This is a genomic window from Kitasatospora hibisci (assembly GCF_043950205.1).
Taxonomy (GTDB): Bacteria; Actinomycetota; Actinomycetes; order Streptomycetales; family Streptomycetaceae; genus Kitasatospora; species Kitasatospora hibisci.
Genome location: NZ_CP171642.1, coordinates 5,828,163 through 5,845,152 on the forward strand (window position 1 = coordinate 5,828,163; position 16,990 = coordinate 5,845,152).

Sequence of the window (16,990 nt, forward strand, 5' to 3'; positions counted from 1 at the left end):
GTCACCACTGCCCCGCGGGGCGGTGATCCGCCATGATGGGGAACAGGCGCTCCCAGGTGGTTTCCGGGCGTAACACGAACGTAAAGAGCAGAGGTGAGACTGTCCCCATGGGCAAGCAGCAGGAGTTCGTGCTCCGGACGCTCGAAGAGCGTGACATTCGTTTCGTCCGGCTGTGGTTCACCGACGTGCTCGGGTTCCTGAAGTCCGTAGCGGTGGCCCCGGCGGAGCTGGAGCAGGCCTTCGAGGAGGGCATCGGCTTCGACGGCTCGGCGATCGAGGGCTTCGCCCGGGTCTACGAGTCCGACATGATCGCCAAGCCGGACCCGACCACCTTCCAGATCCTGCCGTGGCGCTCGGAGACGCCGGGCACGGCCCGGATGTTCTGCGACATCCTGATGCCGGACGGCTCGCCGTCCTTCGCCGATCCGCGGTTCGTGCTCAAGCGCACCCTGGAGAAGGCCTCGGAGCAGGGCTTCACCTTCTACACGCACCCCGAGATCGAGTTCTTCCTGTTGAAGAACCTGCCCGGCGACGGCACCCCGCCGATCCCCGCCGACCAGTCCGGCTACTTCGACCACACGCCGCGCGGCGTGGGCCACGACTTCCGCCGCCAGGCGATCACCATGCTGGAGTCGATGGGCATCTCGGTGGAGTTCTCCCACCACGAGGGCGCCCCCGGGCAGCAGGAGATCGACCTGCGCTACGCCGACGCGCTCTCCACCGCCGACAACATCATGACCTTCCGCCTGGTCATGAAGGAGGTCGCGCTGGAGCAGGGTGTGCACGCCAGCTTCATGCCGAAGCCGTTCTCGGACCACCCCGGCTCCGGCATGCACACCCACCTCTCGCTCTTCGAGGGCGACCGCAACGCCTTCCACGAGTCCGGTGCCGAGTACCAGCTCTCCAAGGTCGGCCGCTCCTTCATCGCCGGCCTGCTGCGGCACGCCGCCGAGACCGCCGCGGTCACCAACCAGTGGGTCAACTCGTACAAGCGGATCTGGGGCGGCTCCCAGCGCACCGCCGGCGCGGGCGGCGAGGCCCCGTCGTACATCTGCTGGGGCCACAACAACCGCTCCGCGCTGATCCGCGTCCCGATGTACAAGCCCGGCAAGCAGGGCTCCACCCGGATCGAGGTCCGCTCGCTCGACACCGGCTGCAACCCCTACCTGGCCTACGCCGTCACCCTGGCGGCGGGCCTCAAGGGCATCGAGGAGGGCTACGAGCTCCCGCCCGGCGCCGACGACGACGTCTGGGCGCTGACCGACTCCGAGCGCCGGGCCCTCGGCATCCAGCCGATGCCGCAGAACCTCGGCGAGGCGATCGACCTGATGCAGCGCAGCGAGCTGGTCGCCGAGACGCTCGGCGAGCACGTGTTCGACTTCTTCCTGCGCAACAAGCGCCAGGAGTGGGAGGAGTACCGCTCCGAGGTCACCCCCTTCGAGCTCCGGAAGAACCTCCAGGTGCTCTGACGATCAGTCAACGGCAAAGTGGGCCCGCTCTGTTCGGAGCGGGCCCACGGTGCTGTCGCGGGCTCCGGGGCCCGCGTCGGCGGCCGTGCAGGGCGGGGCGGGCGTGCCGGGGCGGGCGTCCCCCGCGCACGCTAATTCGTTAGGCCGATGCGGTTACACCCCAGCGGTGCGAACCGTGAACGGGTGACGGAGAGGCGTATTCAGAAGATCCGTTTTGCGGATCATCCTGGAGCGTCATGCGTACTCGAATCACCACCCTGGTCCTGTCCGGACTGGCCTCGGCCGCCCTCGTGTGGGGCGCGGACGGCACGGCCTACGCCTCCCCCCTCGTCGACCACGGCGCAGCCTCGGAATCCGTGGAGGCCCAGGGCGAATGGGTCGACAGCCTCCTGCGCCTGGCCGAGGAGGACACCGACTCCGCCGTCAGCACCTGGACCTTCAACGGTCGCAGCACCATCCACTCCTCGCCGGTGGTCCGTCCGGCCCACCGGGCCGACACCGAGACCGACGACGCCTGGGCCGACGGCCCGGCGGGGGAGTCCCCGGAGTCGGCCGAGGGCGACTCCGCCGAGCAGGACGCCCCGGCCCAGCTGGGCGAGGACGGCGTCGTGCGCACCCGGCCGGCGGTTTCGTCGTCGCCGGAGCTCGCGACCCCCGAGAGCCGGACGACCGGTGGCGGTGAGCAGGCCGAGCAGGCCGAGCACGCCGAGCACGCCGAGCCCTGTGTCGAGGACGGGCAGGGAGACGACGACGGTCACGAGCCGTCCGACTGCGACTGCCAGTCCGGTGACCACGGCGGCCACGAGGGCCACGGGGGTCACGAGGGCCACGGTGACCAGGGCCAGAACCAGGGCCAGGGACAGAGCAACGAGCAGAACCAGGGTCAGGACCAGGGCCAGGGTCAGGATCAGGGCCAGAGCCAGAGCGGCAAGCAGAACCAGGGCCAGGAGCAGCACGTCCACGTGACCGTGGTCGTGAAGAACGACGTCATCAACAAGCTCGACAACAGCGCGAACAACAGCGCCGCCAGCAGCTCGAACAACTCCGCGCACAACAGCGCGAAGAACACGGCGCACCAGTCGGCCTCGCAGGACAACAAGCTGTCCAACCACCAGAACCAGAAGAACCAGCAGGCCTCGCACAACGTGAACAAGACGAACCTCGTCGCGCAGGGGGGGAAGCCGGGCAAGGCGGTTCACCAGGGCGGCGGTGAGCACGGCGGGAAGCCCGTGCACCACGCCTCGAATCAGGAGCACCACGCCAAGCCGCACGGCAAGGACGCGGAGCACGAGTCCGGGCACCACCACGGCGAGCTCGCCGAGACGGGTTCCCAGGGGATGTCGGTCATGATCGGCCTCTCGGCCGCACTGCTCGCGGCGGGCGTGGCGGCGATGCGGCTCGGCCGGCGGCGTGCATGACCGCACCCGTCCCCCGGGGCGCCGGGTAACGGCGCACGGCGCGGTCGTCCGCAGGGGAGCCGTCCCGGCCGTCCAACGGCCGGGACGGCTCTGCGGGCAGGGGCGCACCGTTCGCCCGTCCGTCGGCCGGCCTCAACCGACCACCCCTGCGAGGGGCTCCGCTACCGCAGTTCGGGAGGCGGCGTACGGGCGGCGTCCACCGGCTCCTCCCGGACCAGGCTGCCCCAGACGGCCATTCGGTAGAGCGAGGTGTAGACCGGCGTGCAGGTCGTCAGGGTGATGTAGCGGCCGGGCCCGGTGTAGGGGGAGCCGGTGGGCACCGGGGCGATGACGCCTGTGTCGTCCTTGGAGGTCCTCGGCAGCGTGGCGTCGACGCGGTACACGTACCAGCGGTCGCGGGTCTCCACGACCAGCGGGTCGCCCGGCTTCAGTACGTCCAGGTCGTGGAACTTCGCGCCGTGGCCGTCCCGGTGGGCGGCCAGGGCGAAGTTCCCCCGTGGCTCCCATGGCATGGCGGAGGCGTACGGCTCCGTGTAGGCACCGGCGACGCCCTCCGCGAGGGTGGCCTCGTCGGTGCCGGTCTTGATCAGCACCTGGTATCCGGCGCCCATCGCGGGCACGTGCAGGAACCCGATGCCGTCGTCCTCCCCGAACGGGGCCGGGACGGCGGCGTCCGTGCTTCCGGTCGGTGCTGCCGCCGTCGGTGGTGCCGCCGGAGCCGCCGCCGTCGGTGGGGCCGCCGGGGCCGCCGCCGACCAGCGCTGGCGCAGGTGCTCGGCGGCGAGATCCGCCTGCCGTGAGGCCGTGAGGTTCGTCCACCACAGCGCGTGGACGACCAGCAGGGCGAGCAGCACGCCCGCGGTGAACAGCAGGTCGCCGAGCGCGCCGGCCGCGGCCCGGAGCGGGCGCCGGTTCCGGGCTCGCGCCGCGGACGGGTGCGCGGTCGCCATGGGCTGTCCTTCGCTGAGGGTGGGGAGAGGGCGTCGGACCGCGATGGGCGCGGTCCGCGGAGCGGCGGGTAGGCCCCCGCCCGAGCTGTCCGGGCCGGTCATGGGCGTACTTCACCGCGTCCCCGGACGGGCGGGCAAGCCGACACGCCAGACCGGCGGCCGGGCGGGGTCCGGTCCGCGGTCATGCCCGGCGCGGCGCGGCGGGGGCGCGTAATCTGCTGAACCGAGGGATGGAGGGGCCATGGCGGTGGAGGAGCAGCGGGCCGGGAGCCGGGTGAGCCGACCGGAGATCAGACTGGTCCGGCGCGGGTTCACCGACCCGGCGCAGGCCGTCCGGCTGCTCGCCGGCCCGGGGCTGGAGGGCCTGGCGGACGACCCGGTGCTGCTGGACGCGCTCGGCGCCACCGCCGACCCGGACCTCGCCCTGCTCGGCCTGGCCCGCCTGCTGGAGGCCGCCGACGAGGCCGACCGGCACACCCTTCGCGACACCCTGACCACCTCCAAGCCGCTGCGCGACCGGCTGCTCGGCGTGCTCGGTGCGTCCACCGCGCTCGCCGACCACCTGGCCCGGCACCCGCACGACTGGCACGCCCTGGTCACCTTCGAGCTGCGCGACATGCACCCCGGCCCGGACGACTTCCTGCGCGCCCTGCAACAGGCCGTCCGGGCGGACGGCACGGGCAGTCCGGCGGACGCCCTGCGGGTCGCCTACCGCCGCTGCCTGCTGGCCATCGCCGCCCGCGACCTCACCGGTACCACCGACCTGGCGCAGACCGCCGCCGAGCTCGCCGACCTGGCCGGCGCCACCCTGCAGACCGCACTGGACCTCGCCGCCGAGCAGGACCCGGACGCCGCCCGGGCCTGCCGGCTGGCCGTCGTCGGCATGGGCAAGTGCGGCGGCCGCGAGCTCAACTACGTCTCCGACGTCGACGTCATCTTCGTCGCCGAGCCGCAGGAGGGCGCCGACGAGCACGAGGCGCTCAGGGCCGCCACCCGGCTCGCCGCCGCGCTCACCCGGCTCTGCGCCGACACCACCGGCGAGGGCACCATCTGGCCGGTCGACGCCAACCTGCGCCCCGAGGGCCGCAACGGCCCGCTGGTGCGCACCCTCGCCAGCCACACCGCGTACTACCAGCGCTGGGCCAAGACCTGGGAGTTCCAGGCGCTGCTCAAGGCCCGGCCGGTGGCCGGCGACGCCGAGCTGGGCGCCGCCTACCTCGCCGCGCTGGAGCCGATGGTCTGGCAGGCCGCGGCCCGGGAGAACTTCGTCACCGACGTGCAGCAGATGCGCCGCCGGGTGATCGACTCCATCCCGGCCACCGAGCTGGACCGCCAGCTCAAGCTCGGCCCGGGCGGGTTGCGCGACGTCGAGTTCTCCGTCCAACTGCTCCAGCTGGTGCACGGGCGGACCGACCCGGCGCTGCGCAGCGGCAACACCCTGGAGGCGCTGGCCGCACTCTCCCGGGGCGGGTACGTCGGCCGGGCCGACGCCGCCTCGCTGGACGCCGCCTACCGCTTCCTGCGATCGATGGAGCACCGGATCCAGCTGCACCGGCTGCGCCGCACCCACCTGATGCCCACCGGCGAGGATGACCAGCGCAGGCTGGCCCGCTCGCTCGCCCCGCTGATCAACGACGACACCCGGGCCGACCCGGTGGCCGCGCTGCAGCGGGAGTGGAAGCGGCACGCCGTCGAGGTCCGCCGGCTGCACGAGAAGCTGTTCTACCGGCCGCTGCTGGACGCCGTCGCCGAGCTGCCGCCCGGCGCGGCCGGCCTGACCCCGGACGCCGCGCGTGCCCGCCTGGAGGCGCTCGGCTACGCCGACCCGGCCGCAGCACTGCGCCACCTCACCGCGCTCGCCTCCGGTGTCAGCCGCAAGGCGGCCATCCAGCGGACACTGCTGCCGGTGCTGCTCGGCTGGTTCGCGGACTCGGCCGACCCGGACGCCGGGCTGCTGAACTTCCGCCAGGTGTCCGACGCGCTCGGCCGCACCCCCTGGTACCTGCGGCTGCTGCGGGACGAGAGCGCCGCCGCCGAGCAGCTGGCCCGGGTGCTCTCGGCCGGCCGGCTCGCCCCCGACCTGCTGCTGCGGGCGCCCGAGGCGGTGGCCATGCTGGGTGACCCGCAGGGGCTGGTGCCGCGCGGCCGGGCCGTGCTGGAGCAGGAGATACTGGCCGCCGTCGGCCGGGCCGACTCCGCCGGCGCGGGGGTCGCCGCCGCCCGCTCGGTGCGCCGGCGCGAGCTCTTCCGCACCGCGGCCGCCGATGTGCTCGGCCGGCTGGGCGACGACCCCGCCGAGGCCCTGGAGGCCGCGGGGGAGGCGCTCACCGCGCTGAACGCCGCCACGCTGCAGGGCGCGCTGCGGGCCTGCATCGCCGGCTGGGAGGCCGAGCACGGCGGTCTGCCGACCCGGATCGCGGTGATCGCGATGGGCCGGTTCGGAGGCCGCGAGCTCGGCTACGGCTCGGACGCGGACGTGCTCTTCGTCCACGAGCCGCTGCTCGGCTCGCTGGAGCAGGACGCCGCCCGGGCCGCCCAGGCGGTCTGCCACGAGCTGCGCACGCTGCTGGCCGCGCCGTCCACCGAGCCGCCGCTGCTGGTCGACGCCGATCTGCGGCCGGAGGGCCGCAACGGTCCGCTGGTGCGCACCCTCGCCTCGTACACCGCGTACTACCGGCGCTGGTCGCACGCCTGGGAGAGCCAGGCGCTGCTGCGGGCCGAGCCGGTGGCCGGCGACGAGGACCTGGGGGCGCGGTTCCGGCAGCTGATCGACCCGCTGCGGTACCCGGGTGTCGGGGTGCCGGAGCGGGACCTGCTGGAGATCCGCCGGATCAAGGCCCGGATCGAGGCCGAGCGGCTGCCGCGGGGAGCCGACCCGACCACCCACACCAAGATCGGTCGGGGCGGGCTGGCGGACGTCGAGTGGACCGTCCAGCTGCTCCAGCTCCAGCACGGGCACGAGCTGCCGGCCCTGCGCACCACCCGGACCAGGGCCGCGCTGGCGGCCGCCGTCGAGGCCGGGCTGGTGGACGAGGAGGACGCGGCGGTGCTGGACACCGCCTGGGTGCTGGCCTCACGGGTGCGGTCCGCGGTGATGCTGGTGCGCGGTCGGCCCGGGGACAGCTTCCCCGCGGACGCCCGCGAGCTGGCCGGGGTCGCGCGCTACCTCGGCTACGGCGCCGGGCACAGCGGCGAGCTGGTGGACGACTACCGGCGGGCCACCCGGCGGGCCCGGGCGGTGGTGGAGCGGCTGTTCTACGGCTGAGGGCTGCCGGCGCCCGCCCGGGGCGCCGCGCGGGCGGGGACGCGAAGAGGGCCCGGTGACCACTCACCGGGCCCTCTTCGAGCGTATTCGGGTGCTGCCGTACGGAGGTCAGCGGCGGGCGGTGCTCACGGCGGGCTCGCTCCACTGCTCCGGCACGGTGATCGGCTCCTCCGGCGTCTCCCGGGCGGGCACCCTGGGCAGTTTGTAGACCGAGGAGTGGTAGAGCCAGCGGGCGGTGAGGAAACCGACCAGGAGGCAGACCAGGCCGCCGACCGCGTCCATCCAGAAGTGGTTCGCGGTGGAGACGATGACCACCAGGGTGGCGGCCGGGTAGAGCAGGCCGAGCAGCCGGACCCACGTCCGGCGGGCCAGGAAGAAGAGGGTCAGGCCGCACCACATCGACCAGCCGATGTGCATCGAGGGCATCGCCGCGAACTGGTTGGAGACGTGTGTGGCCGGGCCGGAGGCCATCGAGCCCCACGTGCCGTGCGTCTTCACGGTGTCGATGAAGCCGCCGTCGGTCATCAGCCGGGGCGGGGCCAGCGGGAAGAAGTAGAAGCCGACCAGGGCGATGCCGGTAGTGACGAACAGCACCGTGCGAGCCCCGACGTAGCGGCCCGGGTGGCGTCGGTAGAGCCAGACGAGAACACCGATGGTGACGACGAAGTGCAGCGTGGCGTAGTAGTAGTTCATCCCGGTGATGAGCCACCCGACGCCGTCCATCGCGTGGTTGACCGAGCGCTCGAACGCGACGCCCAGGCTGTGCTCGAAGTCCCAGATCCAGGAGGCGTGCTTCTGGGCTATCGCCTCCTGCTCGGGCACCGCGTTGCGGACGAGGGAGTAGAGCCAGTAGCTGATACCGATCAGTGCCAGCTCGAACCAGATCCGCGGTCGGGCCGGCGAGCGGCGCTGGTCGCGGACACGGCTGCGCAGGGCGGCCGAGCGGGACTGGGCGACCCGGGTGGCTCCGTCGGGCATCCGGCCGGGCTCGGCCGGGGCCGCCGCGGGAGTGCCGGATGCCGCGTCGGGCTGTTCGGCGCCGGGCTGCTGGATGTCGGTCGGTTCCCCCATGGACGAGAAGTCTGCCAGACGTCCCGTAGCCGTCTGCTCATCCTGCGGAAGTGGATTCTTCACCGGTTGTCCCCCTTGAGGGCTAGGGGGTCTCTCCCACCGGGGTAGGGCGTGCGGATGGGTCTGGTGCGAACCGGTGGGACGGGCATAGCTCCCATTGTCACGCCGGGCGGATCGGCCGGCGCAATCGGGGGTCGGGAACCGGTACGAGGAGCGTATTTTCCCTGCGCGAAACCGTTTCTGCATCTTGCTGAAACAGATTGCAGCCCGCTAGCGTCCTCGCAACTCGATCACCCCTTTCCCCCGCAAGGGAGCCCTCCGTGGCCGATGTCACGCCCCGCCGCCGGCGGAGCACCACCCGCAGACCCGGCCGGACGGCGGTGCTGCTCGCCGCCTCGCTGACGGCCGCCACCCTCGGCACCGCCCCGGCCGCGTTCGCCGCCGCCCCGCCGGCACCCCCCTCGGACGCCGCGCTGGCCGCCACCGCCGGGCGGCACGACCTCACCCGCGAGCAGTTCTACTTCGTGCTGCCGGACCGCTTCGCCAACGGTGACCGGGGCAACGACACCGGCGGCATCACCGGCAGCCGGCTGGAGCACGGTCTCGACCCCGCGGACAAGGGCTTCTACCACGGCGGCGACCTCGCCGGCCTGATCCAGCGGCTCGACTACATCCAGAACCTCGGCACCACCGCTATCTGGATGGCCCCGATCTTCAAGAACAAGCCGGTCCAGGGCACGGGCTCGGACGTCTCCGCCGGGTACCACGGCTACTGGATCACCGACTTCACCCAGGTCGACCCGCACTTCGGCACCAACGAGCAGCTCAAGGAGCTGATAGCCAAGGCGCACGCGCGCGGGATCAAGGTCTTCTTCGACGTCATCACCAACCACACCGCCGACGTCATCGACTACCAGCAGAAGCAGTACGGCTACCGGAGCACCGGCGCCTACCCGGTGCTGGACGCCGACGGCCGGCCGGTGGACGAGACCGCGCTCGCCGACGCGCGGGCCGCCTGGCCGAAGCTGACCAAGGACTCGTTCCCGTACAGCCCGGTCTTCCGCAACCCGGCCGACGCCACCGCCAAGACCCCGGCCTGGCTCAACGACCCCGCCCTGTACCACAACCGGGGCGACTCGACCTTCGCCGGCGAGTCCGCCACCGAGGGCGACTTCTCCGGCCTGGACGACCTCGACACCCAGAACCCGCGGGTGGTGCAGGGCTTCGAGAAGGTCTACCAGCAGTGGGTCAAGGACGCCGGCGTGGACGGCTTCCGGATCGACACCGTCAAGCACGTCAACATGGCCTTCTGGCAGCAGTGGGCTCCGGCGCTCAAGGACTTCGCCGCCAAGCGGGGCAACAAGCGGTTCTTCATGTTCGGCGAGGTGTACTCCGGCGACCCGGCGATCACCTCGCCGTACGTCACCAAGGGCCGGCTGCAGGCGACGCTGGACTTCCCGTTCCAGAACGCCGCCCGCTCCTACGTCTCGCAGGGCGGCTCGGCGAAGGCCCTCGCCGACGTGTACGGCCAGGACTACCGCTACACCACCGCCGACACCGACGCCTACGAGCTCCCGACCTTCCTCGGCAACCACGACATGGGCCGCTTCGGCTCCTTCCTGCTGAGCGACAACCCCGGTGCCGACGACGCCACCCTGCTGCGGAAGGACCGGCTCGGCACCGAGCTGCAGTTCCTCACCCGCGGCCAGCCCGTCGTCTACTACGGCGACGAGCAGGGCTTCACCGGTGCGGGCGGCGACAAGGACGCCCGGCAGGACCTCTTCGCGTCGCAGACCCCCTCGTACAACACCGACCGGGTGCTCGGCGGCTCCGCCGGCTCCGCCGACCGCTACGGGCAGGACGGCGCGCTCTACCGGGGCATCGCCGGGCTGGCCCAGCTCCGCCGCGACCACCCGGCGCTCGCCGACGGCGCCCAGATCGAGCGGTACGCCGCCGACGGCGCGGGCGTGTACGCCTTCTCCCGGATCGACGCCGGCCAGCAGGTCGAGTACCTGGTCGCGGTGAACAACGCGACCGAGGCGAAGACCGTCACCCTGGACACCTTCGCCGCCGGGCAGGGCTTCGACCGGATCTACCCGGCCGCGGGCGAGCAGCTGACCAGTGGCGCGGACCGCAGGGTGACCGTGACCGTGCCCGCGCTCTCCTCGGTGGTCTTCAAGGCCGCCGGCAGGCTGGCCCCGGTCGCGGCCGCGCCGGGGCTGGTACTCCGCCCGCCGGCCGACGGCAGCAGCGGCACCGTCACCGTCGGCGCCGACGTCGACGGGGGCGGCTTCAACCGGGTCACCTTCGCCGCCCAGATCGGCACCGGGCCGTGGCAGACCCTCGGCACCGCCGACAACGGCACGTACCGGGTCACCCAGGACCTCGGCGCCGTGGCGCCCGGCACCGTCGTCCGCTACAAGGCCGTGGTCCAGGACTCCAACGGCCACCTGCGCTCGGCCACCGCGAGCTTCACCACCGGCGCCCCCGCTCCCGAGCCGGTGCCCAGCGCGGCCGCCCGCCCCTACGCCGTCGTGCACTACCAGCGCCGCAACGGCGACTACGACGGCTGGAACCTCTACGCCTGGGGCGACATCGCCGACGGCGAGGGGACCCAGTGGCCGGCCGGGCACGGCTTCACCGGCCGTGACGCCTACGGCGCCTTCGCCTACGTCAAGCTCAAGCCCGGCGCCTCGGACGTCGGCTTCATCGTGGAGAAGGACGGCGCCAAGGACGTGGACGCCGACCGCCACATCGACGTCGGGGCGACCGGCGAGATCTGGCTCAAGGAGGGCGACCCGACCGTCCGGACCGCCGCCCCCGGACCGGTCGACACCCCGCCCGCCGGCACCGCCGTCATCCACTACAACCGCCCCGACGGCGACTACGACGGCTGGGGCCTGCACGACTGGACCGGCGCCGCCCAGCCCACCGACTGGGGCAGCCCGCTGATGCCGGTGCGCCGCGACGCCTTCGGCGCCGTCTTCGAGGTGCCGCTCGCGCCCGGCGCGACCAGCCTCAGCTACATCCTGCACCGGGGCAACGACAAGGACCTGCCGAACGACCAGTCGCTGGACCTCGCCGCCACCGGCCGCGAGGTCTGGATCCTCGGCGGCCGGGAGGGCTACCTGCTGCCGCAGACCGCGGCGGCCTCCTCCCAGGTGGACCTCGGCTCGGCCAGGGCGCAGTGGATCGACGCCCGTACGGTGGTCGTCCCGGCCGGCTACGGCGCCGGCGACGCCGCCCTGGCCGGCGGCACCAGCGCCCAGCTCGTCTACGACCCCGAGGGCGGCATCACGGCCGACAAGGGCGTGCTGAGCAGGGCCGGGCAGTGGATCCGGCTCACCCCCGTCCAGGGCGGGCTGACCGATGCGCAGAAGGCGAAGTTCCCGCACCTGGCGGGCTACCGGGCCTTCACCGTGGACCAGCGCGACACCGGGCGCGTCGCGCAGGCGCTCCGCAGTCAGCTGCTCTTCACCGAGCACCTGCCGAGCGGGGCCGCGCTGGCCGCCACCGGGGTGCAGATCCCCGGCGTCCTGGACGACCTGTACGCGCGCCGCACCGGCCGGGTGGACTTCGGCCCGGCCTACTACAACGGCAAGGTGGCGCTCTCGGTCTGGGCGCCGACCGCGCAGGAGGTCTCCGTCCAGCTCTTCGACGGGCCGGAAGGCGGCACCCCGAAGACCGTGCCGATGAAGCTGGACGACGAGACCGGCGTCTGGGAGGTCGTCCGGGACAAGGCCGAGCTGGACGGCAAGTACTACCTGTACCAGGTGAAGGTCTGGGCCCCGTCGGTGCAGCGCACGGTCGTCAACACGGTGACCGACCCGTACTCGGTGGCGCTCTCCACCGACTCGCGGCGGAGCCTGGTCGCCGACCTCGCCGCCCCGGCGCTGAAGCCGCAGGGCTGGGACGACCACGCCGTCCCGAAGGCCGTCCCGCCGGCCCGCGAGCAGATCCAGGAGCTGCACGTCCGCGACTTCTCGGTCGAGGACGCCACCGTGCCGGCCGCCGAGCGCGGCACCTACCTGGCCTTCACCGAGTCGCAGTCGGCCGGCATGAAGCACCTGCGCGAGCTGGCCGGGGCCGGGGTGACCACCATCCACCTGCTGCCGACCTTCGACATCGCCACCATCCGGGAGAACCGGGCCGAGCAGAAGCTGCCGGCCTGCGACCTCAAGGCGCTGGCGGCGGACAGCGAGAAGCAGCAGGAGTGCGTGGCGGCCGTCGCGGCCCAGGACGCCTACAACTGGGGCTACGACCCGCTGCACTACAACGTGCCGGAGGGCTCGTACGCCACCGACCCGACGGGCACGGCCCGGACGGTGCAGTTCCGGCGGATGGTGCAGGCGATCCACGCGGCCGGCCTGCGGGTGGTGCTCGACGTGGTCTACAACCACACCGCCGCGAGCGGCCAGGCCGAGCACTCGGTGCTGGACAAGGTCGTCCCCGGCTACTACCAGCGGCTGGACGCCGACGGCAAGGTGACGACGGACAGCTGCTGCTCCGACACCGCCCCCGAGCACGCCATGATGAACCGCCTGGTGGTCGACTCGGTGACCACCTGGGCGCGCGAGTACAAGGTGGACGGCTTCCGCTTCGACCTGATGGGACTGGACCCGAAGTCCACCATGCTGGACGTTCAGGCCGCCCTGCGGCGGATGACGCCGGACTCGGACGGAGTGGACGGGAAGAACGTCCTCCTCTACGGCGAGGGCTGGAACTTCGGCGTCGTCGCGAACAACGCCCGGTTCGAGCAGGCCACCCAGCTCAACATGGCCGGCACCGGCATCGCCACCTTCGACGACCGGATCCGGGACGCGGCGCGCGGCGGCAACTTCATGCTCTCCTCCGCCCCGCAGCAGGGCTTCGCCTCGGGCCTGTTCACCGACCCCAACGGCTCCCCCGCCAACGGCGGACCCGAGGAGCAGCGGGCCCGGCTGCTCAAGCAGATGGACCAGATCAAGGTGGGGCTCACCGGCAACCTGGCCGGCTACACCTTCACCGACAGCTCCGGACGGACCGTCACCGGCGCCGGCGTCGACTACAACGGTGCGCCGACCGGCTACGCGGCCAAGCCCGGCGAGGCGGTCGAGTACGTGGACGCGCACGACAACACCGACCTGTTCGACGCGCTGGCCTACAAGTTGCCGGCCGGCACCGCGCCCGCCGACCGGGCCCGGATGCAGGCCCTGGCGCTCTCGCTGACGGCGCTCGGCCAGGGCACCGGCTTCGCCCAGGCCGGCAGCGACCTGCTGCGCTCCAAGTCGCTGGACGCCAACGCCTACGACTCCGGTGACTGGTTCAACGCCATCCACTGGCCGGACCCTGTGACGGGGGAGGTCGACGGCAACGGCTGGGGCCGCGGGGTGCCGATGGCGGCCGACAACCGGGAGATGTGGCCGGCCGCGAAGTCGCTGCTGGCCAACCCGAAGCTGACGGTCGGTGCCGCCGACATCCGGGCGACGAGCCTCCAGTACCAGGACTTCCTGCGGATCAAGCGGTCCTCGCCGCTGTTCTCGCTGCCCACCCTGGCCGAGGTGCAGCAGCGGCTCTCCTACCCGCTCTCCGGCGCGGCCGGCGAGACGCCCGGGGTGATCACTCTCCACCTGGACGGCACCGGGCTGGCGGGCGCGGAGAAGGGCGTCACCGTGGTGTTCAACGCCACGCCCGGCGCGCAGAGCCAGACCGTGGCCGGGCTGAAGGGCACCGCGCAGGCGCTGCACCCGGTCCAGGCCGGCGGGGCCGACCCGGTGGTCAAGCAGGCCGGATTCGACCCGTCCAGCGGCACGTTCACGGTGCCCGGCCGCACCGTGGCGGTGTTCGTCCAGCGCTGACGCAGCGTCCGGACCCGGGCCCCGCACCGCCTCCGGGGTGGTGCGGGGCCCGCGCCGTCCTCCGGGCCGGGCGGTGCGCCGGGTGGCCGAAAACCGTCGCTGGCACGGCCGGAACGGTGACGTGCCGCCGCCGTCCGGCGCTTCCGGCCGGGTTTCGGCGCGGGCGGCCGATCCGAGCACTGGTCAGTGCCCGCCGGGGGTGGCCGAACGTTCCGGCGAAAATGAAAACGGTCGTCACGAGGTCTCGCGCCTGTAACACAGTCAAGGGGCCCACCGGTATACGGTTTCGATCGCTAATCGGCCATTTCGTGGCATGCATCTGTCATTCACGACGCGTTTGCTGCCACGATTCCTCCGGCTGCAGACGAGGGGGCCCCACCCCCCGGTGCGGCTGTCACAGGCCAGGAACAGCGCGCCCCATCGGAAATCGTTCCACCCTGCTCCGCAGCAACCGCACCCGCGCCGCACACCGGCGGCGGGGGCCCCCACTGAGCCGCAACCCTGCGGCCAGGTTCTCTCCACCGCACGCGAACCCGCGCCGGTCGGAAAAGGAGTCCGCATGTCCCGCTACACCCAGGCCCGGAAGGCGGCGGTTGTCATGGCCGCCACCACCGCGCTGCTGGTGACCGGCTTCCCGGTCATCGCGCAGGCGGCCACCCCGGACGCGCCGGCGGCCGTCGCCGCCCAGCAGGCCAGCCGTGCCGAGCTGATCTCCTCGGCGACCCAGCAGTCCGCCTCCCTCGCCCAGACCCTGGGCCTGGGCAGCGAGGAGAAGCTGGTCACCAAGGACGTCGTCCAGGACGCCAACGGCGCCCGCCACCTGCGCTACGAGCGCACCCTCAACGGCCTGCCGGTGCTCGGCGGCGACCTGGTGGTCCACCAGGCCCCGGGCGGCACGACCACGGGCGTGGACCGCGCCAGCACCGCGGCACTCACCGGTGTCAGCACCACTCCGAAGCTGGCCGCGCCGGCCGCGCAGTCCGCCGCGCTGGCCGCCGAGTCCGGGTCCGCGCTGGAGAGCGCGCCGCGCCTGGTGGTCTGGGCCGCCGACAACAACCCGCGGCTCGCCTGGGAGACGGTCGTCTCCTCGACCGAGGCGGACGGCACGCCGAGCAAGCTGCACGTGGTCACCGACGCGACCTCCGGCCAGGTCATCCAGAAGTTCGAGGGCGTCAAGACCGGCACCGGCAAGGGCGTCTTCGTCGGCAACGTCACCATCGGCACCACCCAGTCGGGCTCGACGTACCAGATGAAGGACGGCGCCCGCGGTGGGATGTACACCACCAACCTGAACCACGGGACCTCCGGCACCGGCACCCTGTACAGCAAGTCCACCGACAGCTGGGGCGACGGCACCGCCTCCAACAGCGAGTCCGCCGCGGTCGACGCGCACTTCGGCGTCGCGGCCACCTGGGACTACTACAAGAACACCTTCGGCCGCAGCGGCATCCGCAACGACGGGGTCGGCGCCTACAGCCGCGTCCACTACGGCAACAACTACGTGAACGCGTTCTGGGACGACGACTGCTTCTGCATGACCTACGGTGACGGCAGCGGCAACACCCACCCGCTCACCGAGCTCGACGTGGCCGGCCACGAGATGAGCCACGGCGTCACCGCCGCCACGGCGAACCTCAACTACTCGGGCGAGTCCGGCGGCCTGAACGAGGCCACCTCGGACATCTTCGGCACCATGGTGGAGTTCTACGCCAACATCCCGACCGACAACCCCGATTACCTGATCGGCGAGTTGATCGACATCAACGGGAACGGCACCCCCCTGCGCTACATGGACAAGCCGTCCAAGGACGGCGCGTCTGCCGACTACTGGTCCTCCACCGTCGGCAACAAGGACGTCCACTACTCCTCGGGCGTCGCCAACCACTTCTTCTACCTGCTGTCCGAGGGCAGCGGCGCGAAGGTCATCAACGGCGTCAGCTACAACTCGCCGACCCAGAACAACATCGCCGTCACCGGCATCGGCCGGGACAAGGCCGCCGCGATCTGGTACCGCGCGCTGACCACCTACATGACCTCCACCACCAACTACGCCGCGGCCCGCACCGCGACGGAGAAGGCGGCCACCGACCTCTACGGCGCGGGCAGTGCCGAGCTCACCGCGGTCGGCACCGCCTGGGCGGGCGTCAACGTCGGCACGGCGCCGAACCCGGGCGGCGTCACCGTCACCAACCCGGGCAACCAGAGCACCAAGGTCGGCACCGCGGTCAACCTGGCGATCAAGGCCAGCGGCGGCTCCGCCCCGCTCAGCTACTCGGCCACCGGCCTGCCCACCGGCCTGTCGATCAACGCCTCCACCGGCGTGATCACCGGCACGCCGACCACCGTCGGCACCTCCAACGTCACCGTGACCGCGAAGGACGCCGCGAACAAGACCGGGACCACCAGCTTCACCTGGACGGTCACCGACACCAGCAGCACCTGCACGCCGGCGCAGCTGCTCGGCAACGCGGGCTTCGAGTCGGGCGCGGCCACGCCGTGGACGGCCACCAGCGGCGTCATCGACGGCGGCTCCTCGCAGGCCCCGCACAGCGGTTCGTGGAAGGCGTGGCTGAACGGCTACGGCTCGACCCACACGGACAGCCTCTCCCAGACGGTGACCATCCCGTCCGGTTGCAAGGCCACCCTCAGCTTCTACCTGCACATCGACACCGGTGAGTCCGGCTCGACGGCGTACGACAAGCTGACCGTGACCGTCAACGGCACCGCGCTGAAGACCTACTCCAACGTGGACGCCGCCGCCGGCTACCAGCTGCGCACCTTCGACCTGTCGGCCTACGCCGGCCAGTCGGTCACGCTGAAGTTCAACGGCACCGAGGACTACTCGCTGCAGACGAGCTTCGTGATCGACGACACCTCGATCACCACGAGCTGAACCCGGCCGGCAGGACCGGCTGAAACCAGGTGAGACAGGGAGCAGGGCCCGGCAGCACGGCTGCCGGGCCCTGCGTCGTGCGGTCCC

The 16,990-nt window shown here is 72.4% G+C and carries 7 protein-coding genes; 5 read left to right on the plus strand and 2 right to left on the minus strand.

Annotation, left to right across the window (positions count from 1 at the left end; all coding sequences use genetic code 11):
- The first annotated feature begins 107 nt into the window (after positions 1-107).
- The gene (locus ACF9IK_RS25540; RefSeq protein ID WP_395296430.1) at positions 108-1,469 is read left to right on the plus strand and encodes a glutamine synthetase family protein; all 1,362 of its coding nucleotides are present in this window, start codon (positions 108-110) and stop codon (positions 1,467-1,469) included.
- A 236-nt stretch (positions 1,470-1,705) separates the two neighbouring features.
- Complete coding sequence (locus tag ACF9IK_RS25545) at positions 1,706-2,887, plus strand: hypothetical protein (RefSeq protein WP_395296431.1); 1,182 nt, start codon at positions 1,706-1,708, stop codon at positions 2,885-2,887.
- Positions 2,888-3,048: 161 nt separating this feature from the next.
- Here the strand turns inward: ACF9IK_RS25545 and ACF9IK_RS25550 are convergent, their stop codons facing one another.
- Positions 3,049-3,837, minus strand: coding sequence for a class E sortase (locus tag ACF9IK_RS25550; RefSeq protein WP_395296432.1), 789 nt, complete (start codon positions 3,835-3,837; stop codon positions 3,049-3,051).
- A gap of 241 nt (positions 3,838-4,078) precedes the next feature.
- On the opposite strand from ACF9IK_RS25550, the gene ACF9IK_RS25555 reads away from it, so the two are divergent.
- Positions 4,079-7,102: a bifunctional [glutamine synthetase] adenylyltransferase/[glutamine synthetase]-adenylyl-L-tyrosine phosphorylase gene (locus tag ACF9IK_RS25555; protein ID WP_395296433.1), complete on the plus strand. Its 3,024-nt coding sequence runs from the start codon at positions 4,079-4,081 to the stop codon at positions 7,100-7,102.
- Positions 7,103-7,210: 108 nt separating this feature from the next.
- Here the strand turns inward: ACF9IK_RS25555 and ACF9IK_RS25560 are convergent, their stop codons facing one another.
- Complete coding sequence (locus ACF9IK_RS25560; RefSeq protein ID WP_395296434.1) at positions 7,211-8,173, minus strand: phosphatase PAP2 family protein; 963 nt, start codon at positions 8,171-8,173, stop codon at positions 7,211-7,213.
- A gap of 320 nt (positions 8,174-8,493) precedes the next feature.
- On the opposite strand from ACF9IK_RS25560, the gene pulA reads away from it, so the two are divergent.
- Together pulA and ACF9IK_RS25570 are read left to right on the plus strand one after the other, a co-directional pair.
- Positions 8,494-14,010: a pullulanase-type alpha-1,6-glucosidase gene (pulA, locus tag ACF9IK_RS25565; protein WP_395296435.1), complete on the plus strand. Its 5,517-nt coding sequence runs from the start codon at positions 8,494-8,496 to the stop codon at positions 14,008-14,010.
- A gap of 559 nt (positions 14,011-14,569) precedes the next feature.
- Positions 14,570-16,903: a M4 family metallopeptidase gene (locus tag ACF9IK_RS25570; protein ID WP_395296436.1), complete on the plus strand. Its 2,334-nt coding sequence runs from the start codon at positions 14,570-14,572 to the stop codon at positions 16,901-16,903.
- The last annotated feature ends 87 nt before the right edge of the window (positions 16,904-16,990 follow it).

What these genes read in the sequence shown, in the direction of transcription:
- ACF9IK_RS25550 (WP_395296432.1), bottom strand. Translation starts at nt 3,837, where the DNA reads ATGGCGACCGCGCACCCGTCCGCGGCGCGAGCCCGGAACCGGCGCCCG.
- ACF9IK_RS25560 (WP_395296434.1), bottom strand. Translation starts at nt 8,173, where the DNA reads ATGGGGGAACCGACCGACATCCAGCAGCCCGGCGCCGAACAGCCCGAC.
- ACF9IK_RS25540 (WP_395296430.1), top strand. Translation starts at nt 108, where the DNA reads ATGGGCAAGCAGCAGGAGTTCGTGCTCCGGACGCTCGAAGAGCGTGAC.
- ACF9IK_RS25555 (WP_395296433.1), top strand. Translation starts at nt 4,079, where the DNA reads ATGGCGGTGGAGGAGCAGCGGGCCGGGAGCCGGGTGAGCCGACCGGAG.
- ACF9IK_RS25570 (WP_395296436.1), top strand. Translation starts at nt 14,570, where the DNA reads ATGTCCCGCTACACCCAGGCCCGGAAGGCGGCGGTTGTCATGGCCGCC.
- ACF9IK_RS25545 (WP_395296431.1), top strand. Translation starts at nt 1,706, where the DNA reads ATGCGTACTCGAATCACCACCCTGGTCCTGTCCGGACTGGCCTCGGCC.